Origin of the sequence: Sphingobacterium sp. B29, assembly GCF_001952815.1 — a bacterium.
Classification (GTDB): domain Bacteria; phylum Bacteroidota; class Bacteroidia; order Sphingobacteriales; family Sphingobacteriaceae; genus Sphingobacterium; species Sphingobacterium siyangense.
In genome coordinates this window covers 2,139,184-2,161,256 of record NZ_CP019158.1, presented here as the reverse complement: position 1 = coordinate 2,161,256, position 22,073 = coordinate 2,139,184, and the positions used below count along the sequence as shown (strand labels likewise).

Genomic DNA, 22,073 nt, shown 5'->3' with positions numbered 1-22,073 from the left:
TTAGCTATTAAAATGTTGCACTTACACCAAAAGTAAACGAGCGCATCGAAGGATATGAATTAAAATCCAGACCTACCCCAGCATTGGCACTCTGATTATTTCCAGCTCTATTTTTAACCAGCGCATCATTTTCATATCCCTTGGTATCCACCTCAGGATCCCATCCAGAATAATTGCTAATCGTAAATAAGTTTTCCGCCATACCATATACCCGTATCGATTGAACCGCTTTTGTTTTCAATGGAATGGTATAACCCAGTGTCAGATTACGCAGCCGCAAAAAAGAAGCATTCTCAATAAAATGGTCATTGATATAGCCACCATAGTTCATGTAGTAAAATCCGTTTCTTGGAATCTCCGTATTGGTGTTTGTCGGAGTCCATCTATTTAAAGCTTCTGTGGTACGTTTCCACTCCAAATTCATACGTGTCATATTGAGCAGATTGTTTCCGACATTCCCATAAATGAAGGCCGTCAGATCAAAGTTTTGATACGCGAATGTATTGGTCATACCAAAATTGAACTTCGGATAACCACGACCGATGATCGTCCGGTCCGCTGAATTGATTGTACCATCGCCGTTCACATCCGCGAACTTCGGATCGCCAGGTTTAGAATTTGGCTGTGGCGCATAGTTTTCTCCTTGTTGAATAACCCCCAGGTATCTATAGCCAAATAAAGAGCCCAACGATTCCCCGACACGAATAACCGAATAAGCTTCTTCAGAAACATTACCCATTGGTTTTGACGAAGTCAACAATTGTTCAGGCTCTCCACCCAAGCTTGACACCTTATTGCGGTTCATCGTTAAATTCAATTTTGTCTCCCAGGTAAACGCTCCTGTCATATTCTTACTGGTTACCGAAAACTCCAACCCTTTGTTATTCATCGTACCTAGATTGCGCTGTCCGGAGGTATATCCGGTGTAATAAGGCAATATACTCTTAATCAAAAGATCATTGGTTTTCTTATAATAGGCATCTACGGTAAAGGCTAATCGATTCTTAAAAAATGAAAAATCAAGTCCGACGTTATATTGCGTCGTGGATTCCCATTTTAATTTATCGTTTTCAGGATAAGTTGGGTTTTGTTTAACGCCACCCGAATTGGTCACACCATCAAACGTATAGTGCCCATTATCCATCAATCCATAAGAAGCATAATCCGCAACGCGATCATTACCCGTCTGTCCATAACCCAACCTAAATTTTAGATCCGAAAATAACTGCTGCTCTTTCATGAAATCCTCATTGTTGACCTTCCATGCAAAAGCTGCTGAAGGAAAGGTTCCCCAACGATGGTTGGGACTAAAGCGCGATGATCCATCACGACGTAAGGTTGCAGTCAACAGGTACTTATCAGCATAGGCGTAATTTACCCGCCCGAAAAAAGAGATGACCAAGTTCTCTGCTTTAGCAGAATTTACTCCCGTAATACTAGAGGCCATTCCTAAATTATTGTATTCCAGCAGATCCGTTGAAAAACCTTTCACATTGATCCCCTTATTGTTGCGCACGTATTTCTCATACGAATAGCCCCCCATCACACTCAAATTGTGTTTCTCATTAAACACCTTTGCATAGGTAGCATAAAAATCAATCAGGTTATGGGTTTCATTATAATCGGCCTGACTTGCCACACCATCATCTATCCCACCCTGATAAGAGTCTCGAGTCAGATAACTGCCCAATTGATCATGTGTTATTTCTGTTCCTGCATCCATGCGCAAGGTCAGTTCCTTGATCGGATTTACCTCAAGAAAAATATTTCCATTCAACTTGTCCCTTTGCACATCATTGATCCGTGACATCAGGTTGGCCAAGGGATTATCCCCCTGCCCTCCTGGAGGTCTTCCAAAACTACCGTCTGCATTGTAAACAGGTACCGTCGGATCATAGGTCAATATGCTGTATAAAACATTTGAATTCAGGATATTTCCGTCATACACCTGCATATTCGATTTTTCCCGTTGCGCGGATAGGCTCGCCCCAGTGCGGATATAATCGTTTACCTTTTGATCCACGTTGATACGTCCCGAAATACGATTAAAGTCTGTCGTCTTCAAAACACCCTTTTGATCAAAATAACCTATGCTCGTCAACACTTTGGTTTTCTCACCACCTCCGGAAAACTGTAAATTATGGTTTTGCAAAATACCGTTCCGCATGGTCTCCTTTACCCAATCCGTATTGACATCAGACTCGAGCTGTGATTTGGTGTAGACTGCATATTCCTGATTTTCTTGCCCCTGAATCTCCTTATAAAGTGCATTGGCAAGATTCATATATTGCTTACCGTCGAGAAAGGTGAACGGTATAATCGGCTTCTGTGTCCCCACATAGCCACTATAGGTAATGTTGTTTTTATCCGTAAGTCCACGTTTTGTGGTAATGATAATAACACCATTGGCACCTCTGGAACCGTAGATAGCCGTTGCCGAAGCATCCTTTAAGATATCCATGGAAGCAATATCATCAGGATTGATGTTGATTCCATTATTTGTTGGAAATCCATCGATCACATAGAGTGGATCATTACTTCCACTAATCGAATTGGTTCCGCGAATCCGAATAGACGTGCTACCACCCGGGGCCTTTGAATTCTGGGTTACAACGACACCGGATGCTTTACCCTGTAGGGCCTGCCCTACATTGCTCACCGCTCCTCCTTTCGTTAGTTCGTTGCTGGAAAGCGATGCAATGGCACCTGTCAGATCGCTTTTCTTTTGTTTACCGTATCCGATCACGACAACATCTTCTAGCTGATTCACCTGATCCTCCAAAATAATGGAAAGAGTGGTGGCTCCATCAGCGGAAACCTGCACATTTCGTTCTACATAGCTTTGATACCCGATGTATGAAAAAGTCAGTTCATACCCCTTTCCATTCGGTACATCAGCAAAACGAAAACTCCCATCACTCGCACTCGAGGCTGCTGTTGAAAAACTGCTGCCGGGATTTTTCAAAATTATACTTACCCCTGCCAGCCGTTGCCCCGACGAGTTTTTGATTACACCATTTATTGTTCCCGCTAGACATCGAAAAGATAACAGTGTCAAGACAAGAAAAATAAAAAATGGTTTCTTGGTTAAGTTGAAATTTACCATGATTCTATTTTTTAGGTTTGAGTATATATGTATTATGTTGTTTTTCAAGAATAAACGGATTCACCTCAACAATCAACTGCAGAATAGACGCCGCAAGATCCGTTTTGTCTTTCAGATCCATTGTTGGATTCTTGCTAAACCGCCCCTTTATCCGATAGTTTTTAACGATTAATGAATCATAGGATATAGGTACATCAAGCTCATGATTGATATATTGAATAATATCAGATACAGCGGTTTCTTCCAATTGGAGCCAATTGGCGCTCTGGTGAATTGTTGCCGGATTGCGGTATTGTTTTTCCGTCGCGGAAAGCATAAGCTGGGCTGGTAGACTTTCCCTCGCGCTCATTTTTGGCGTACCTCTGAAATTTGAAACAAGCATCTTGTTCGCCCCGCCAAAATAAATCTGTTGGCCAGGTTTCAAAATGTTTGTCTCTACTACGGACGGTTCTATAGATTCAACGCGAACTTTCCCCTCAAATAATCGGATCAAAACATGTTCAACTGCCGCATTATAATCCACAATGAATTCTGTTCCCAGCGCTGTGGTCATCAACGTGCCGCTTTCGACGATGAAAGGTTTTGAAGGATCCTTTGCTACTTTAAAATTGACTCTTCCACTGAATAGTTTAACCCGCCGAAAATCAAGATCCGGTTTTATACCTAGCTGAATCAGTGCACCGGGTTCCAAGGTTAAAATTGAATTGTCTGCTGCAATAATTTCTTTAGGCTGAGCAGAAGGGTTGTAGTAAATTTCATGAATGAAGCTTGCTGTTTGTATAGGTTTATCGGTTGATGTGCTCAAAAGATTGGATAAAACGAACAGGAAACCAAACAGAACAAATACAGTAATAATTCTCAACAGGCTATCGCCACCACGTTTTGACTTATTTTCCTGATTGATATAGGATACCCAATCATCTTCCGAAATGAGATCGTCCAATAATGTCGGATCGTCATTCAGCCAGGTGAACACAAGTTTCGCTTCCTCAGCAGAACATTCATTCGCCAGGAATTTATTTAATAAGGATTTGCGATTCATAACAGTTTCTATCCTTTTAGCGGGATAGGTATATAACTGTTATACGCATAGTGATGGGCTTGTCCCCTAAGACAACTTAAAAAATTTTTTAATAAATTTCAGGCCAATGCTAACGTGGTTTTCTACAGTCTTCGGGGAGATGGACAATTTGACGGCAATTTCTTTATAACTCAATTCTTCAATTTTATGAAGATAAAACACCTGTTGCCGCATAAAAGGCATTTGTGTAATCAGCTCTTTTACGTATTCTAACTCTCCTTTATAGGCAATTTGTCGTTCAAGATCTTCATATTGGGTCAGTACAAATGGTTTCTCAAACGCTACATATTTTCTATTCAATGCACGCCGGCGCAATTCATCAATCAATTTTGTGCGCGCAATTTGGAAGAGCTGGGTACTGAATTGGATTTGCTGATTCGCATTATTTTTGCGTTCCCAAACAATTAAAAAAGTCTGTTGGACGACATCTTCAGCAAGATTCGAACATTGGGTCTTCTGATACAGAAAATAGTATAATTTCCTGTACCAATAACGATAAGCTAAAAAAAACTCTTTTTCGTTAGTAGGTGCCCGCTGTAGGATTTTATTAATCATAATCTACATTTAGATAGTCTTGTTTCAATGCTGTTATCCTTTTCACAAAGAACATCGAAATTGGTATCTGACAGAATTTCAATTTGATCCATCAAAATGACCCATGCTTTTTGGCTAGTTATCCACCTCTAAAGTGATTATTTTTTATCAAAAAAACAAGACAATATTTTCAATAGAGCAATTGCTTCTATCTCTATTTTAAGCACCTTCTTTCCTAAAAGCTTTTTGGTCTCACAAGAACCAACCGTCGTGAAAGTAAACTACGGGTTCTTTCCGGTCAAAAGAAACGAATTGTAAGAAACGAATTGTTTCAAAAAAAGAAGGTATTTAGCTGATAAGAGTAAGTTCCTATCAGCTAAATACCTTTCAAAATAAAACGAACTTCTTGAAGTTGCTTGTTTTACTGATCCTTATACAGCAAATTAATAACCCGTATTTTGCTTCAAATTTGGATTGACGGCAATCTGTTGGCTCGGGATTGGATAAACCAATGTTTTGGGATCGGCATCCGCAGCCTTTTCTTGCCAGGCCAATAAAAATTTACCAAAACGAATCAAATCCTGTCTTCTCCAGCCTTCCCAATATAACTCGCGAGCACGCTCATCCAATAAATTATCGAGCGTCAATGCCGTCAAGTTATTAACACCACGGTTCGTCCGAATAGTATTGACCAAACCGAGTGCCTCTGTTGCTGTTCCTGTTCCACCTCTCAGAATAGCCTCTGCTTGCATCAGCAATACGTCGGCATAACGAAATACAACCCAGTCGTTGTTTCGTTGACCAGTGACGGCATAATCAAAAGCATACTTCATTGGACGGATACCAGCTGTTTCCAGGGTTGCACCCGAGGTACGGATGGTCACTTCACGCGTAAAGACCAAAGGCGCATTCGCTGGGTTCCGCGCCATTAAAGGTTTGTTTGTACTCCAATTGTATTGCTGTCCAGCAAAAAAACCAACATTTTGACGTTTGAATTCTTTTGTTCTGTTAGAAGTCGTATCAGCTGGATAATTATAATAAATTCCCCTTCTCTCATCAGTATCCGAAAATTTATCGTAATAGTCTGATAAGGTACACCAGCCATTCCAACCCCCTGGATTCATATTATAGTGAGCAACGGTATTCCAGGTACGGTCCACATTTCCACCTCTATCTCCATTTTTATTGTATAAAGTGAAAATATTTTCAGTAGACTTCTCGTCGTTATCCGGCGCAAAATTATCAAAGTATTTGCCCTTCGCAGAAATCGTATAGGATCCCGAAGCGGTAATTTCTTTGGCTAAGGTCACTACCTTATTCATATCCTCGGCAGCAAAAGAAGGAGCTTGTCTATTTAAAAATGTTCCCTTATTCAAATAAATCTTCATCAATAATGCTTTCGCCGCATTTTTATTGGCTACATATGCCGCTCTCGGCCCGTTTGCAGGCAAACTCGCTATAATTTCGTTGAGATCCTTCACCATATAGTCAATAGCCGCCTGTGGCTGCAACACCTCTGGTGCGATTCTAAAATCTTCAAAAGAGGCTCCTTCCCGAACGGGTACTACGCCATAGAGATCCAACATATCAAACATGACCAACGCACGAATAAACTTCGCTTCAGCGCCTTGCTGCGCACTCGGATTATACCGCAACACATTGCCCGCATTATAGATGGCTGTACCCAAACTGACAAAAGTATTATTCATGTAGCCATTATCTGCATTCCAGGTATGTAAATGGATCGCACGATGCATACCATTATCATCCCAGTCGCCACCCCGTGTAGGGGCCATGGCTGCGTCCGTTGATATTTCCTGCATCACCCAGCGCTGTTCCTGCTGATAAGGGGTATTCAATGAATTGTAAGCTGTGATCAACAAGCTTCCAGGATCCACATTGGATGTCCCTTCCTCTAATTCTCCTTTAAATTCCTCCTTTAGTTTCGTACAAGAAAATGTACTTGTTACAATGGAGCCAATTATTCCGATATATAATAAAGTTCTTAATTTCATCTTTTTCATCCGTCTAAATTTGATTATTTATTCATCCATTTTGACTGTAAGGCATTCATACTGCCTTTGGTGTTTCATTCGTAATGAGGCGATCAGATTTATTCATTTTTATTCATTCACTAATACGTTTAAATCCATCGTGATGCTCTCCTCTTTTTATTATCTAATGATCTACAGTATACGCTTAAAGTGAGAAGTTAACCCCCAATAGGATATTTCTTGCCGGTGGATAGGGTAAATATTCGATACCCAACGAAGGAATACCATTTGTTGCACCATCTGTATTCACCTCAGGATCAAATCCTGTATACTTCGTGATGATGAAAAGATTCTGTCCAGTAAGGGATACATTTAAATTCTTAAGTGTTCTACCTACATTTCCAACACGATAGCTTAAAGTAAGATTGGCCATTTTTAGATAATCACCTTTTTCAAGGAATCGCGTCGAAGGCGCAGCCGAATTGGAAGTAGACTCTTTTACAGCTGTATTAAAGAATGCTGAACCGATATTACGTGATGATAGATTACTCAATCCCAAAGTCGTCGCGGCCGTATTATTGAATAGATAATGTCCAAAAGCACCATTCATATTGGCAGCCAAAGAAAACTGTTTGTAATTTACGTTGGTAGAAATACCCAATAAAGTCGTCGGATTTGGACTGTGCATATAGAATTTATTAATTGCAGGGTCGTTGGCCGTACTGATACTACCATCCTGTCCGCGATACATGCTCATGCCTGTCTGCGGATCAATACCTTGGTAATCGGCCAGGTACCAAACATTCAATGGTTGCCCATTTACCATACGTTGTCCCAATACACCTGAAAAACCTTGTCCACGCAATGCCCCTGTTTCGTAATAGCCCACTAGACCGCTTACACTGTTTTTCAGGAAAGTTGCATTACCTGTCAAATCCCAAGTCCAATTGTCATTTTTAATAATTGTACCGGTCAACGCGACCTCTACCCCTTTATTGACAATCTCGCCATCCAAATTTACCCAGATACGCCCTGCTGGAGCTGGCTGTGCAAGAGTTTGCTCAAATAGTGCATCTGTGGTCTTCTTATTAAAATAATCAATGGATCCATACAGACGGTTACCCCAAATTCCAAAATCAATACCTGCATTGATCGTGGTCGAAGTCTCCCATTTCAAATCAGGATTACCATAGTTTGCCTGGCTTACACTTTGGTTACCAAAAACCAATCTATTTAACGATGCCCCAGATGGGAATTCTTGGTTACCTGTTTTTCCCCAGCCTACCCTTACTTTCAACTGATCAAAAATACCGGTAGATTTCAAAAACTCTTCCTGATTCACATTCCAGGCTACGGCCAATGAAGGGAACATGGCGTATTTGTTGTTTGAACCAAATTTCGTCGAGCCATCCCTTCTTACTGTTGCAGTCAATAAGTAGCGATCCAAGTAATTGAATCCGCCACGCAAGAAAAGTGATTGCAACTGGTTGGTTGGACTTCTATACGACGATATTTCACGCGTGGAAACAGGTGTATATTGTAGATAGTCAAAATAATCTAGTCCCATATAACGAAATCCACCGCCAAAGGAAATGTTGTTGTTGTAGTTATAATCCAAATACTCGTAACCTGCTACCGCATTGACACTCCAATCTGAATTGATTTGTTTATTGTAAGAGAGCATATGCGTCATTTGCAAGTTGGTTTCTCCGTTATTGGAAATAAAGGCCTGCTCATTGTTCACAGCTGAAGGATCAATAAGTCCTGCGCGGTACATCCCTTCACGGTTTCCAGTTTGTCGCATTGCACTATAGATAAAGCGATATTCCAAATCGTCTGTAATTTTATAGTATGGCGCCAAGTTGATTACCATGGTATTTGTTGTCGCTAAATCTTTAAAGGCATCAATACTTGTCAATGGGTTTCGCGTAGTTGAACTGACAAAGGTTAAATTGCCTTGATCGTCCCGTAATGGTCGTGTCGGATTCCATTGTAAGGCTTGGGAAATCACATTTCCTTCCGAACCTACCATCGCATTGATCGGTGCGTATTTATTATCCATTTGCGTCAAAAAGACTGCAAAATCCAATCCCAATCGTTTGTTTTCCAGAAAACGGAAATTCCCGTTAAAATTGGCTGTGTATTTCTTCAGCTGTGATCCACGAATAATACCGTTTTGGTTTAAATATCCACCTGAAAGGCGATACTTACCATACTCGGTTCCGCCAGCTACATCAGCATAGTAATTTTGCGTGATCGCTTTTCTTGTGATCGCTTTAAAGGCATCCTCATTGCCACCAAAATCAGCATTTGCGACTTCAGATGGTGTATAATATTTCAACGCTTCTCTAAATCGAGCAGCATCTAACACATCCGGATATTCCCGCATGGTCGAAACACCTGCAGAGGCTCCTACAGAAACCTCGGGCTGCCCTACTTTACCTCTTTTCGTCGAAATAATGACAACGCCATTTGCCCCACGTGAACCATAAATTGCCGTAGCCGATGCATCTTTAAGGATGTCCATACTAGCAATGTCACCCGGATTCAAGTAAGTCAAAGGATTTCCTCTGTCGGAAGAAAAGCCTCCTCTTCCTTCAGGCAGAGGCGAATTACCCGACATAGGCACACCATCCAGCACAAATAATGGGTTGTTACTGGCACGGATCGATGAGTTTCCACGGATACGTACTGTGGTTGATCCGCCAGGTTGCCCCGTATTATTAATCACCATAACCCCTGGTGTCTTTCCTTGTATTAATTGATCGGGACTCGTCATGATCCCCTTATTGAAGTTTTTCGCTCCAATAGTGACCATAGACCCCGTGAGATCTTTTTTACGGGCGGTACCATAACCGATCACAACGACCTCATCTAGACCCTGACCGGCACTAGGTGCCAGCGCTACGGTGATATCGTTTCCCACAATGGGTACTTCTTTTAAAGTGTATCCAATAAAGGATACTTCCAGCGTTTTCGCTTCACTGGGAACAGTAAATGTAAAGGAACCTTCCGTGTCTGTTGTTGTAGCCGCGGTTCCCCCTTTTACCTTAATTGTAGCTCCTGCCAATGGACCTTGAGTCTCATCTACAACCTTTCCCTTCAAGACTTTCGTCTGGGCAACTACAATAAAAGATACAAGCAAAAATGTAAGCGTCATTACGCATTGTGCAAGTAGTTTATTTTTCATACGCTTTTTGATTGGTGGTTTAATTGATTTTTATATCATGCATCTAGGATACACAAATGATACTAAGTGATTTTAATGGTATTTTTTTTTGCTCCAAAGCCCTTTTGAAATGCGTATAGCCTTCCCCAATAATGGCAAAGACGTAGCGCTCGGTATCAAGGACTTTAAAGCCAAAATTCAAAACCAAAGCATCGTGAACATCATGTCTCACATGTAAAAACAAAAACCTAACAAACTGAAAAACAAGGATACAGGACTTACCTGTCATAATTCTAGGGCGAAACATACGTTTATATTTGGTTATTATTGTTTTATAAAAATGCGTAAATCCTTGTAGCTAGTCCAATCAGAGCGTCTCAATTTTATATCAAAGCGTATCAGTAAAACTCTTTTTTATCTTTTAATTGACTATTTTTAGTTCAACGTAATCAGTTTTGAAAAGAATAACCACCATACTCCTTTTATATATCTTGCTAGCATGTATTAGCGTGCAGGCACAATCGATCTATTTTAAAAATTATCAAACCCACGACGGTCTCTCCAATAGCACGGTCAAATGTATTACACAGGATGTTCAGGGTTTTCTATGGTTAGGGACAAGGAATGGCCTCAATCGCTTTGATGGCAATCAATTTAAGATATTTAGACACAATGCTTCAGACTCTACAAGTATCGGAAGTTCGTCCATTTTAAGTATTCTCACAGACAGCAAAGGAATACTATGGGTGGGAACCACACGCGGTACCTATTGTTACGATCCTATTAAAGAAAATTTTACACCATTCAGGGGAGTACCAATCGGTGAAGTAAATGCCATACACGAATACGCCGGTTTTATCTGGCTGCTTTCGAACGGAAAACTTTATCGCTATAATTCTTATACAACAGAAATAATTCCATTTGATCAGAACAAAAATACCATTGTAGCGATTACCAGCAGCAAGAAAGGCGGGTTGTGGACAACGGACAATAACAGTACCATACAACGGTACCAGGTAAATACGAGCAAATTTGTCGAAGTTGACCTTAAAAAGATCGATCGAAAAGCATTGGCAAATACAAAAACCGTTTACGCCATCAATGATTCCCTATTGATGGTTGGGACAATCAATTCGGCTTATTTGTTTGATTTCAAAAATGGCCGGTTAAAAAATCTATTTGCAAATCATTACCCCAATAAAGTCATCCAGGCAAACTGTATTATTCAACAGACGGAGTCGATATACTGGATCGGAACAGAAACTGGAATATATACCTATGATATTCACACGGGTCAGAGCCAGCACATCAAAAAAGATCTGCTCAATCCATTTGCCATATCTGACAATGCTGTCCTGAATTTCTATCGGGACCGTGAAGACAATATCTGGTTTGGAACATTTTTCGGCGGCTTTAACCAATACAGCAACCAATTCGACAATTTCAAAAAGTATCTATCCGGGTTCGGAAAATCGGCCCTATCAGGCAATATTGTACACGATATCAAAAAAGATCGCTATGGAAATTTCTGGATAGGAACAGAAGATGGCGGCCTGAACAAAATAGATGCTCAAACACAACAGATTCAGCATTTCCTTGCCAATGGAAAAAAAGGAAGTATAGCGCATAACAATGTTCATGGCCTGGCAACAATCGGCGACGATCTTTGGGTAGGCTCCACAACACATGGACTAGACATTCTCGACGTAAAAACCGGAAAACTAAAAAAACACTATGACCGTATCGGCAAAGGCCCCTTACAAAGCAGCTTTGCCGTATGCCTCTATAAGTCTAAAGACAACAGCATGTTTGTCGGGACAGACCGCGCACTATACCGCTACAACAAAAATAGCGACAGTTTTGACCTCCTTCCAATTACCGCATGGATACAAGGCATTTATGAAGATGAATATGGTATACTTTGGATCAACACCTACGGTAGTGGAGTCTACCAATATAACCGCAGTTCGGGAGAAATTCAGCATCTGTTATCCGAACAAGGTAAACAAAATACACTTGTCAATAATTACGTCAACGGTCTATTTGAAGACAGTAAAAATAACTTGTGGTTTTGCACCGAAAGCGGCCTCTCAAAATACCGTCGCGATGGGCGCTTCACCAATTATCTGACCGAATCCGGTTTACCTTCCAATCAGGTATTCAAGGTCCTAGAAGACGACAACAGGAGCATCTGGATATCTACCGGAGGTGGACTGGTCAGACTGGATGAAGGTGTCCCTCGAAGGGTCATCTATACATCGAGAGACGGGCTTCCCGCAGATCAGTTTAATTATAATTCGGCTTATAAAGATAGCGACGGGACTTTATATTTCGGGACTATCAAAGGGATGGTAAGCTTCAACCCGACAAAATCCATTAAGAACAGCTTTATTCCACCTATATTCATCAGCGGCATTCAGATTAACAATGTGAGCGTACCGGTTCGTGAAAATGGCATACTGAAAGAATCCATCTCCCTATCAGAAGAGATCCGACTGACCTACGACAATTCCAATATTAGCTTCAATATCGCCGCCTTGAGCTTTGTTTCCCCAAAGAGCAATCCTTATCGTTATATCATGGAAGGTTACGATAAAGACTGGACCGATATTACAGGCAATCAAAAAATCTATTACAATAAACTTCCTCCGGGCACTTATACGTTTAAGTTCAGAGGTGCAAATAACAACAGCGTCTGGAATCCGGATGAAAAAAAACTGCTCATCATCGTTTCGCCACCCTGGTGGCAGTCAGGTTGGGCATACTTCCTTTATTTTTTGAGCTTCGGCACCATTGCACTGCTCGTATTACGGTATTACTTTCTCCTTATAAAGGCCAACAACGCCCAAAAGATGGATAGTTATGAACGAAAAAAAAGAACAGGAAATATATAACCTCAAGCTGGAATTCTTCACCAACCTGGCCCACGAAATTCGTACGCCACTCACGCTGATCAAAATGCCCCTCGAGAAAATAATCAATAACCATAAATTTACCGATCGCGACACAGCCAAAGACCTTGCGCTGATTGAAAAAAACACGGCGCGATTAATTCGCCTCACCAACCAATTACTGGATTTTAGAAAAGCAGAAACTAACAATATGAGCCTTATTTTTACTAAAACGGATATCAACGCACTCCTATCCGAAGTATTTCACGATTTAAATTATTTTGCAAAAGATAAACAGTTGCACTATGACCTCAGTCTCCCGCGTATCAGTCTCACGGCTTATGTGGATGAAGAAGCCCTTCGAAAAATCTTTACCAACCTGATCCACAACGCTATCAAATATGCGGATCAAGAAGTCTATGTCAAACTCCTCCCTTTTAATAGCGATGATATTATGTTCAATATCGAGTTTAAGAATGATGGTGAGCTCATTCCCTTTGATAAAAGAGAGAAAATATTTGAACCATTTTATCGCTTAAATGAATCCGATAAAGATACGGGGACGGGCATTGGCCTTCCTTTATCCCGCTCCTTGGTCGAATTGCACCAAGGAAACTTATCTCTTGTACATCTGGAGGAAAACCGCAATATCTTCCTGCTATCGATCCCAATTTTTCAAGAACAATCGCTCGACATCAAATCTTTTCAGGAAGATAACGACGATCATGTATTGCATGATAAATCCGATGAACAGGAGGAAGAAAAGCCGGTGATTCTGCTCGTCGAGGACAATAAAGAAATACTGGCCTACCTCAATAAAGAATTGAAAACCAGCTACACTGTTCTACGGGCAGGGAATGGTGCCGAGGCCCTTGAAATATTAGACCAAGAGAATGTACAACTTGTACTAACAGATATAATGATGCCCATTATGGATGGTCTGGCGCTATGCAAACGCATCAAAACAGATATTCTGTATAGCCATATTCCCGTTATTTTTCTAACGGCAAAAAATGCGCTGGATTCAAAAATTCAGGGATTAAAAAATGGTGCCGATGCCTATATCGAAAAACCTTTTTCGCTTGAATTCCTCATGGTACAGATACGCAACATCCTCAAAAACCGTAAAATTATCAAGAATTACCTGACCAATTCTTCCAATTCCAACTTAATGGATATTAACGTTTCAGCACCCGACAAAGATTTTATCAGTCAGCTGAATACGGTTATTTATGAGAATATTTCAACGATAGATCTCAATGTGGATGAACTGGCCAAATTGATGCATATGAGCCGTCCAACCCTTTACCGTAAAATCAAAGGACTCTCCGACCTCACACCCAATGAATTGATCAATATTTCACGGTTGAAAAAGGCGGCAGAACTACTCACCCAAAAAGAATATAACATCACCCAGGTATCAACGATGGTCGGTTATACCGTACAATCCAATTTTTCAAGGGACTTTCATAAGCACTATGGCATGTCGCCAAGCAGCTATATTCTTGAAAACAGCAAGTGATGAACACCAGTTCTAGTACCAGGAAAAAGATTATTCCAATGGCGTAAAAACTGTTGCCGAGATGCCGAAAGAATATCGGCACTGATAAAGATAGAAACCGTCCCTAGGTAAAGAAAGAATCGGGGACAAATAGAAGGGACCAAGAAAATCCAATTGAGGAACCCGAGCGAGGCAAAAACACGTAGACGTAGAAGGTTTAGCCTACGTCTACGATAATGGCACGCACTTAATTCTTACGCTTTGGAACAAAGAATGCCGCCAGCAACATAAATATGCCGGCCAACAACAAGCCGTAAATGGATTGGCTATGAAAAAAATATTTGATGATCATTCCGCCAAAAAATCCACACACAATCTGAGGTAGGGTAATGAAAAAATTAAATAGCCCCATATAAACTCCCATTTTACCCGTAGGCAAATGATCGCTCAAAATTGCATAAGGCATTGCCAAAATGCTTCCCCAAGCGATACCAATACCGATCATAGGAAGAATCAGTAGATTGGCATCTTTGATCAGAAATAATGAAATTAACGAAAGCCCACCAATGGAAAGCCCAAGAGCATGCGTTTTTCCACGCCCAAAATGTTTAGCTATCCGCGGAATAAACAAGGCATACAAGGCCGAGACTCCATTGTAAATACCAAAAAGCACGCCTACCCAATTGGCAGCCTCCATATAAAGATCCTGCCGATTTCCTTCCCGCAGGTAAAAAACCGAATCAGCAATAGCAGGAGTTGTATACACCCACATCATAAAAAGGGCAAACCAGGAGAAAAACTGGACCCAGCCCAATTTGCGCATGATCACTGGCATCTTACCGATATCACTAAAGATAGAACGCAAACCAAACTTTGGTGCCGCATCCTGTTCAATAGCAACCGCATCCGAAAAAGTCTGAAGCGCTGTTGGTGAGTACTCTTTTGTTTTGAACACAGACCATAACACTGTTAGAAGCAGGACAAAACCGCCTACATAAAAGGAGTAGATAACATTACTCGGTACCTGCCCGGCTTCAGAAGTCCCTGCTACATGAAAATACTTCGTCAACATAAAGGGAAGTAGCGAGCCAAGAACAGCGCCAATCCCGATTAAAAAGGTCTGTACCGAGAAGCCCAAACTCCGCTGACTGCTCGGCAGATTGTCACCGATCAGCGCCCGAAAGGGCTCCATCGTCACATTGATGGAAGCATCCATAAACATCAATAAGCCTGCACCGATCCAAAGTGGCGCCAATAATGTTGTCAATAATGCCGCATTGGGCATTAAAAATAAAGTCAGGGTAGTCAACAGCGCCCCCACCAAAATATAAGGTCGCCGCCGGCCCAATCTATTCCAGGTTCGATCACTATAATGGCCTATAATTGGCTGTACAATCATCCCCGTAATAGGAGCAGCAAGCCAAAAAAGTGAAAGATGCTCCACATCGGCACCAAATGTTTGGAGAATACGGGAGGCGTTGCCATTTTGCAGAGCAAAACCCATTTGTATCCCCAGAAATCCAAAACTCATATTGATGACCTGGCTAATGCTTAATTCAGGTTTATTTCCCATAATAGGCTATAAAAATTTAAGACAAAATACAATTTAATTACCATTTAACCCCTATTTTCAGCAGCATAAGAGGTTCTTTCACTGCTGAAAACTAGGGTTTATCTCAGCTGAAGCACCTGTTTTTTGCTTTGCCCAGGCAGCACGAAAGCTTCGGTTACCGTCTGGATATGGACTGCAGTATCACTGACATTTTCGATCGTATAGCCATCGGCATCTACTGCAATCAGTAAAGTCGCTCCACGAAATAACACCCGGAATTTATAGCCTTCCCATTCTTTGGGCAACATCGGATTTAAATACAATTGCCCGTCCTTAATCCGCATTCCTGCGAAGCCCTCTACGATTGTCATCCAGGTACCCGCCATCGACGTAATATGTAAACCGTCTTCGGTATCGTTATTATAATCGTCCAGATCCAAACGTGAGGTGCGCAGATAGAATTCATACGCTTTTTCCGGCTTGTTCAATTTAGCGGCCAGTATCGCATGTACGCAGGGAGAGAGCGAACTTTCATGCACCGTAAAAGGCTCATAGAATTCATAATGTCGACCTAGGGTCTCCAGGTCAAATTGATCCTCAAGGAAGTAAAAACCTTGCAATACATCGGCCTGTTTGATATAACAGGAACGCAGAATCCTATCCCAACTCCAATGCTGGTTAATAGGGCGATGCGATGGATCAAGTTCTGCCACAGGAATCAGCTCTTTGTCCAAAAAGCCATCTTGCTGCAAATATACATTCCGTTGCGCATCAAAAGGATAATACATATTATCGACAATGTGCTGCCATTTTTGTTGTTCTTCCGATGCTACGGCCAACTTCGTGTTCAGTGCGTCAGCATTGTTGGAGCTTAGCTGCGCCAGCTTGTTTAAACAGTCCAGTGTATATTCCAGGCACCAGGATGCAATCCGATTGGTATACCAATTGTTGTTCACGTTGTTTTCATACTCGTTTGGTCCCGTCACGCCCAACATCACATATTGCTGGCGTTCGGCACTCCAATTGACACGCTGTGCCCAGAATCGGCTTATCGCAACCAAAACTTCCAATCCGTGCGACCAGATGTAATCCTGATCTCCGGTATAACGGACATAGTTATAGATTGCAAATGCTATGGCTCCATTGCGATGAATCTCCTCAAAGGTAATCTCCCATTCATTATGGCATTCCTCACCATTAATCGTAACCATGGGATAGAGTGCTGCGCCCCGATTAAAGCCGAGTTTAGCCGCATTTTCGATTGCCTTTTCCAATTGCTGATGACGATAAATCAACAAATTACGGGCAATCTTTGGTGACTGTGTTGCCAGGTAAAATGGAATACAATATGCTTCGGTATCCCAATACGTGACACCACCATATTTTTCACCTGTAAAACCTTTAGGGCCAATATTGAGGCGCTCATCTTCGCCGGTATAAGTCTGGTTAAGCTGGAAAATATTGTAGCGTATTGCCTGCTGTGCTGCGACATCACCACTAATTTCAATATCACTTTCTGCCCAGATCGCTTGCCAGGCTGCTGCCTGTTGAGCCTTTAACTGCTCATAACTCAGCCCATTCAATTGGTGTAGATTAACCGAAGCAGCTTCTTTTAGCTGAGCTTGCAGGTGATTCTGCGAGGTGACAATGGCAACGCGCTTCTCAACACGACAAATTTGAGATTCAGCAAGATCTGTCTGATAGATCTCTGTCATACAGCCCGGACTTGCGACGGTATCGTGCACTTCCACGACCGCTGTTGGACCAGTTACGCTCGTTGTAAGCATGGCATAGACTTCAAACCCCGTTTTCTTGGTGCGCGCCACCACAAAGGTACTTTCACCATCCCTACCCTGCGCTGTACTTTCCCAAAATTGCTCGTCATAGTTACTATCACGATTAACGACTTCAGCATTTAACTGCGACCTGATCTCCAATGTAATTGGACCAGAAAGCGCCTGGATGTTGTACTGCAATGAAGCTGTTTCGGAAGCAAACAGATGATACATCCGGCTTGCTTCTACCTTAAGCTGTGCTCCGTCTGGCATTTCCACGGCAAAACTGCGGTATAAAACGCCATGCTGCATATCCAGTCGGCGTTCAAAAGATTTGACCGTAACTTTATTCAGATCTAACACTTGCCCATTGACCAGAATATCCAGGCCTATCCAATCGATGGAATTGATGACCTTGGCAAAATATTCCGGATAGCCATTTTTCCACCAGCCTACACGTGTTTTGTCCGGATAATAAATACCGGCCAAATACGACCCTTGCAAAGATTTCCCGCTGAATTGTTCTTCAAAATTAGCCCTCTGTCCCATCCGACCATTACCAATAGCGAAGATACTTTCCGAAAATTCATTATGTTCGGAGCGAAATGTATCTTCGATAATTTGCCAAGGGTTATGTTTGATATATGTTTTCATCTTTTTATTTTTTTCACCGCATGCTCGGAATCGAAGGCAAATAAATGATTGCCCTATTTACCGATACCATCTACAGCATGCTTTCCGCTATTGAATTTCTCCTAAATTTTAAAATTTATCGACTAAGGTCCCTAAATCTGCTACGACCAAATCCGCTCCCCTGAGATGTTCTTTCAGGCCTATACCTATTACCTGCATACCGGCTGCCCGTGCTGCATCGATTCCAGCCTGTGCATCTTCCAGCACCAGGCAGTGGGCCGGCGCAATCTCCAGCACCTCGGCCCCCTTAAGGAAAACTTCCGGGTTGGGTTTAGAAAGCTGCACTACATTCCCATCGATCAGCGCATCGAAATAGGGTATAATTCCGGTTTTTTCAAGGATACCCATTGCATTCTTGCTGGCCGAACCAAGTCCAATCTTAATTCCTTTTTGCTGTAGTTTTTTCAAAAGTTCCAAACTACCCGAAAGCAAGTGGTCAGGACTCAGCTGTTCAATCAACTCCAGGTACCATTGGTTTTTAAGCACCAGTAAATCCGCTTTTTCAGCTTCGGACTTTTCCACCCCGGCCCATTTTAAAATAAGCTCCAGGGATTCGATCCGGCTGACACCTTTCAGCTGCTCATTGTCAACAATGGAAAACGAATAGCCCAAGTCTTCGGCCAATCTATGCCAAGCTTGAAAATGGTAGATTGCCGTATCCACCAACACACCGTCCAAATCAAATATTACGGCTTTTACAGTAGTATAATTAATCATTGAAAAATGAATTCTATAGAATTTTAAATTGTATTAAAACTTAAGCTCCAAAACTTTAGTCTCATAAGCTTCCAGTTTCAAGGTATTGTCAGCTGGAGCGGTTTCCTGTTTTTGGATAATATCAACATAGGATCTGACCCTGCTGTTTCTTTCCTTAAAACGATCCAGTTTGATCTCTTTCGTCGAATCATTGCAATTCATCACGACCATAACCGTCTGTTGCTCGTTGTAGCGGAAATACACATACACACCATCTTCGGGCACATACTGCATCGTTTTACCAGTTTGTAATACAGCATGTCGTTTACGATAATTGGCTAGCGTTTGAACAAAAGTCCACATATCCTGCTCTGCCTTAGTCCTTCCGCCTGCGGTAAACTTGTTCAGTTTGTCACCCGCGAAACCACCCTGAAAGTCTTCCCGTAATAAACCATCTGGATTTGAGAAATTCTTCATCAGAATTTCAGCCCCGTAGTACAATTGTGGGATGCCCCTTGTTGTCATAAGCCAAGCCATTGCCGATTTATATTTCTGCACATTTTCACCGACAACGGAGAAAAAACGATCTTTATCGTGGTTATCCAAAAAAAGCACATTTTGCTCGGGATGTGGGTACAGAAAGTCTGAAGCGAGGGTTGAATACAATTTATTGGCTCCGGCGGTCCATTCTGTCTTTTGGTTGAGTGCATCACCTATGGCATAATTAAGCTGAAAATCCGTCACACCCATCAGCTTGGAATCGACCTCCTGACCAACTCGTTTTCCACCCAGAAAATAGGCCTGGTTCCCCACACCATGTACCCATGTTTCACCAAAAAAGGTGAATTTTGGATACTCCTGCAGAATGCGATCTGTCCATTTGGCCATAAAATCAAGATCATTGTACGGATAGGTATCAATTCGGAATCCATCTATTGCCGCAGTCTCTATCCACCAGATATGGCTTTGGGTCAGATAATTTTGAACGTATGGGTTTTGTTCGTTCATATCGGGCATTGTGGGAACAAACCAGCCTTTGACCATTTTCTTTTTGTCATCTGCCGAGGCATAAGGATCAAAAACTGCCTGGTCTTTGTAAGATGTCTGCGTATAGGTAGGCCATTCATTGAGCCAGTCGGCCATCGGCTTGTCTTTTACCGTCCAATGATAACTTCCGATATGATTGGGCACCACATCAAAAATCAGTTTCATCTGACGTTTATGCAGCTGTTCACCCAATTGGACATAGGTATCGTTGCTACCAAAACGGGGATCAATATGATAGGTTTCGGTGTTGGCATAACCATGATATGAAGCCTGGGGCATGTCATTGGTCAACACAGGAGTCAGCCACAAGGATGTCACCCCAAGATCTTGTAGGTAATCCAGCTTTCCGATAATGCCTTCCAGATCACCGCCATGACGCAGATACATCGAGTCTCGGTTTAAACTCATATCCAACATGCCTTTCACCTGATCATTTTCTCTATTTCCATTGGCAAAACGATCGGGCATAATCAGGTAGATCAAATCGGCATTGTTCACACCCTGTGCTTTTACTTTTTGATCCCTTTGCTTCAACTCATAACGATAGGTTAGTTTTTTCTTTCCCTGACTAAACGTAAAAGTTGACCATCCTGGTTTGGCCGAAGCAGCCACCTTGACATCCAAAAAGAGGTAGTTGGGATTTTCTACGCGATTGACTTTGACAAGTTCTATCCCCTTATCCTCCACCTGTACCTCGCTTTTCCCTATCTGAGGTCCATAGACGACAAGCTGCAAAGTCGGATTTTCCATTCCTACCCACCAGTTTAGGGGTTCTACACGTTGGATGGATTGCCCCATTAGGGGGCTCCATCCAAACACCATTAGTGCCACGAATACTGTGGTAATCTTTTTATTTAGTTTAAACATCGTTTTTTATTTCTTTGTCAACGTATATGTATTTGCATTGAAATCCACGACGATATCATACGTACCGGCATTCGCAACCGCGATATTGGCCCCGCCGGCAATCAGACTGCCGTTAGCTCCGCCGAAATTTGTTCCCCAATCGTGGTTTTTACGGAATTTGATCTCGCCTGCAGTTAAGCTCACTGTGAGCTTCCATACCTGATTGGCATTGTCGAATTTCATATCCGTATCGGCATCCCAGCCCTTTGGCGTGGCGCTACCAATAATGCCCCAATTGTGATCTTTAAATGAAATGGTATTTGCCGTCGTATTGACTTCTATTTCCAGATTTCCTGCACGTGGAGCTTTTATATTTCCACCGCCATTAAAAGCTAGTTTACCATCTGCAGTCTGTCCATAGGAATTTGCCCAATTGCGCTCTGTCGTTATCTTAAATTCCGAATTCGCTTCCGGAAAGGAGATAATGCCCGTATAGATGCCGTTGCTTGTTGGGGAGACTATTGATTCAGCAGTAGCCGGATCCCATCCCTGATAAGCTCCCGGAACGTACAAATAGCTGGTCGAAGCAAAAGGGATTGCTTTAAGACTAGCTAACGCAGAAAACACCACCGTAATTTTAGTATTGATACTCGACTTGAGGCGTACATCAAAGTCCGAAGCCGTTCCCGTCGGCACACCAAGAGAAAGTAAATAGCCGTTCAATTCATAACCTGTAAATCCAAGGCGTGTCCGGCCGTTGGGAATGACAACTTCTTTTACTGTTTTAAAATTGTCTCCTTTAAGTCCAAACTGCAGGACGTTGGTTACTGCGGCCTGAAAACCAAAGTCAGGCTGAATCATATTAAGGTGCAGTACCGTATCCTTTGCGTTATCTTTTGACAAGGTTACATTCGTTTTATCGAGGCTTAAAGTTGCCGGCTTTATGCTCTCCCCGCTAGCCAATATAGCGCGCGTCTCGTCTTTTTTACAACTTTGGAACGCCACGATAAATAGCAGCATGATTCCGATATAGTGTCTAATTTTCATCTGTTTAATTTTTGTTTTCAATAGCTGATGAAAGCCCGGGTAACTGACCATTCGCCAATGCGTCGAACAATAGATATTGCCCGGTTTCATCTGTCAACAATTGTCTTATTACAGGTAAGGCTACATTGACCGGAAGAGACT

12 protein-coding genes are annotated in these 22,073 nt (G+C 42.0%); 2 read left to right on the top strand and 10 right to left on the bottom strand.

What is annotated here, in order from left to right; genetic code table 11:
• Positions 1 to 7: 7 nt before the first annotated feature.
• From BV902_RS08925 to BV902_RS08905, 5 genes are all read right to left on the bottom strand, one after another.
• Positions 8 to 3,106, bottom strand: coding sequence for a SusC/RagA family TonB-linked outer membrane protein (locus BV902_RS08925; RefSeq protein ID WP_075991638.1), 3,099 nt, complete (start codon positions 3,104 to 3,106; stop codon positions 8 to 10).
• 4 nt (positions 3,107 to 3,110) lie between these two features.
• On the bottom strand, positions 3,111 to 4,148 hold the full coding sequence (locus tag BV902_RS08920; protein WP_075991637.1) for a FecR family protein: 1,038 nt from the start codon (positions 4,146 to 4,148) through the stop codon (positions 3,111 to 3,113).
• A gap of 66 nt (positions 4,149 to 4,214) precedes the next feature.
• A complete protein-coding gene (locus BV902_RS08915; RefSeq protein WP_075991636.1) occupies positions 4,215 to 4,742 on the bottom strand; it encodes an RNA polymerase sigma factor in 528 nt (175 codons plus the stop codon).
• Between the two features lie 422 nt (positions 4,743 to 5,164).
• Positions 5,165 to 6,745 carry a RagB/SusD family nutrient uptake outer membrane protein gene (locus BV902_RS08910; protein ID WP_237242035.1) on the bottom strand — a complete coding sequence of 527 codons (1,581 nt, stop codon included), beginning with the start codon at positions 6,743 to 6,745 and terminating at the stop codon, positions 5,165 to 5,167.
• Between the two features lie 175 nt (positions 6,746 to 6,920).
• Positions 6,921 to 9,905 carry a SusC/RagA family TonB-linked outer membrane protein gene (locus BV902_RS08905; RefSeq protein ID WP_075991635.1) on the bottom strand — a complete coding sequence of 995 codons (2,985 nt, stop codon included), beginning with the start codon at positions 9,903 to 9,905 and terminating at the stop codon, positions 6,921 to 6,923.
• A 434-nt stretch (positions 9,906 to 10,339) separates the two neighbouring features.
• On the opposite strand from BV902_RS08905, the gene BV902_RS28035 reads away from it, so the two are divergent.
• Both BV902_RS28035 and BV902_RS28030 read left to right on the top strand, forming a co-directional pair.
• The gene (locus BV902_RS28035) at positions 10,340 to 12,778 is read left to right on the top strand and encodes a ligand-binding sensor domain-containing protein (protein ID WP_237242033.1); all 2,439 of its coding nucleotides are present in this window, start codon (positions 10,340 to 10,342) and stop codon (positions 12,776 to 12,778) included.
• Complete coding sequence (locus BV902_RS28030; protein WP_237242032.1) at positions 12,747 to 14,297, top strand: hybrid sensor histidine kinase/response regulator transcription factor; 1,551 nt, start codon at positions 12,747 to 12,749, stop codon at positions 14,295 to 14,297. The genes BV902_RS28035 and BV902_RS28030 overlap by 32 nt, the downstream gene beginning before the upstream one ends.
• Before the next feature lie 226 nt (positions 14,298 to 14,523).
• Here the strand turns inward: BV902_RS28030 and BV902_RS08890 are convergent, their stop codons facing one another.
• The 5 genes from BV902_RS08890 to BV902_RS08870 form a co-directional block, all read right to left on the bottom strand.
• A complete protein-coding gene (locus BV902_RS08890) occupies positions 14,524 to 15,849 on the bottom strand; it encodes an MFS transporter (protein ID WP_075991633.1) in 1,326 nt (441 codons plus the stop codon).
• Positions 15,850 to 15,947: 98 nt separating this feature from the next.
• Positions 15,948 to 18,257, bottom strand: coding sequence for a family 65 glycosyl hydrolase domain-containing protein (locus tag BV902_RS08885; RefSeq protein ID WP_075991632.1), 2,310 nt, complete (start codon positions 18,255 to 18,257; stop codon positions 15,948 to 15,950).
• A gap of 108 nt (positions 18,258 to 18,365) precedes the next feature.
• On the bottom strand, positions 18,366 to 19,013 hold the full coding sequence (pgmB, locus tag BV902_RS08880; protein ID WP_075991631.1) for a beta-phosphoglucomutase: 648 nt from the start codon (positions 19,011 to 19,013) through the stop codon (positions 18,366 to 18,368).
• Between the two features lie 33 nt (positions 19,014 to 19,046).
• Positions 19,047 to 20,906: a glycoside hydrolase family 13 protein gene (locus BV902_RS08875; RefSeq protein ID WP_083663538.1), complete on the bottom strand. Its 1,860-nt coding sequence runs from the start codon at positions 20,904 to 20,906 to the stop codon at positions 19,047 to 19,049.
• Positions 20,907 to 20,912: 6 nt separating this feature from the next.
• Positions 20,913 to 21,932, bottom strand: a complete 1,020-nt coding sequence (locus BV902_RS08870) for a SusF/SusE family outer membrane protein (RefSeq protein ID WP_172840659.1) — start codon at positions 21,930 to 21,932, stop codon at positions 20,913 to 20,915.
• Positions 21,933 to 22,073 lie beyond the last annotated feature (141 nt).

What these genes read in the sequence shown, in the direction of transcription:
- BV902_RS08905 (WP_075991635.1), bottom strand. Translation starts at nt 9,905, where the DNA reads ATGAAAAATAAACTACTTGCACAATGCGTAATGACGCTTACATTTTTG.
- BV902_RS08885 (WP_075991632.1), bottom strand. Translation starts at nt 18,257, where the DNA reads ATGAAAACATATATCAAACATAACCCTTGGCAAATTATCGAAGATACA.
- BV902_RS08915 (WP_075991636.1), bottom strand. Translation starts at nt 4,742, where the DNA reads ATGATTAATAAAATCCTACAGCGGGCACCTACTAACGAAAAAGAGTTT.
- BV902_RS08875 (WP_083663538.1), bottom strand. Translation starts at nt 20,906, where the DNA reads ATGTTTAAACTAAATAAAAAGATTACCACAGTATTCGTGGCACTAATG.
- BV902_RS08910 (WP_237242035.1), bottom strand. Translation starts at nt 6,745, where the DNA reads ATGAAAAAGATGAAATTAAGAACTTTATTATATATCGGAATAATTGGC.
- BV902_RS08870 (WP_172840659.1), bottom strand. Translation starts at nt 21,932, where the DNA reads ATGAAAATTAGACACTATATCGGAATCATGCTGCTATTTATCGTGGCG.
- BV902_RS08890 (WP_075991633.1), bottom strand. Translation starts at nt 15,849, where the DNA reads ATGGGAAATAAACCTGAATTAAGCATTAGCCAGGTCATCAATATGAGT.
- BV902_RS28030 (WP_237242032.1), top strand. Translation starts at nt 12,747, where the DNA reads ATGAACGAAAAAAAAGAACAGGAAATATATAACCTCAAGCTGGAATTC.
- BV902_RS08925 (WP_075991638.1), bottom strand. Translation starts at nt 3,106, where the DNA reads ATGGTAAATTTCAACTTAACCAAGAAACCATTTTTTATTTTTCTTGTC.
- pgmB (WP_075991631.1), bottom strand. Translation starts at nt 19,013, where the DNA reads ATGATTAATTATACTACTGTAAAAGCCGTAATATTTGATTTGGACGGT.
- BV902_RS08920 (WP_075991637.1), bottom strand. Translation starts at nt 4,148, where the DNA reads ATGAATCGCAAATCCTTATTAAATAAATTCCTGGCGAATGAATGTTCT.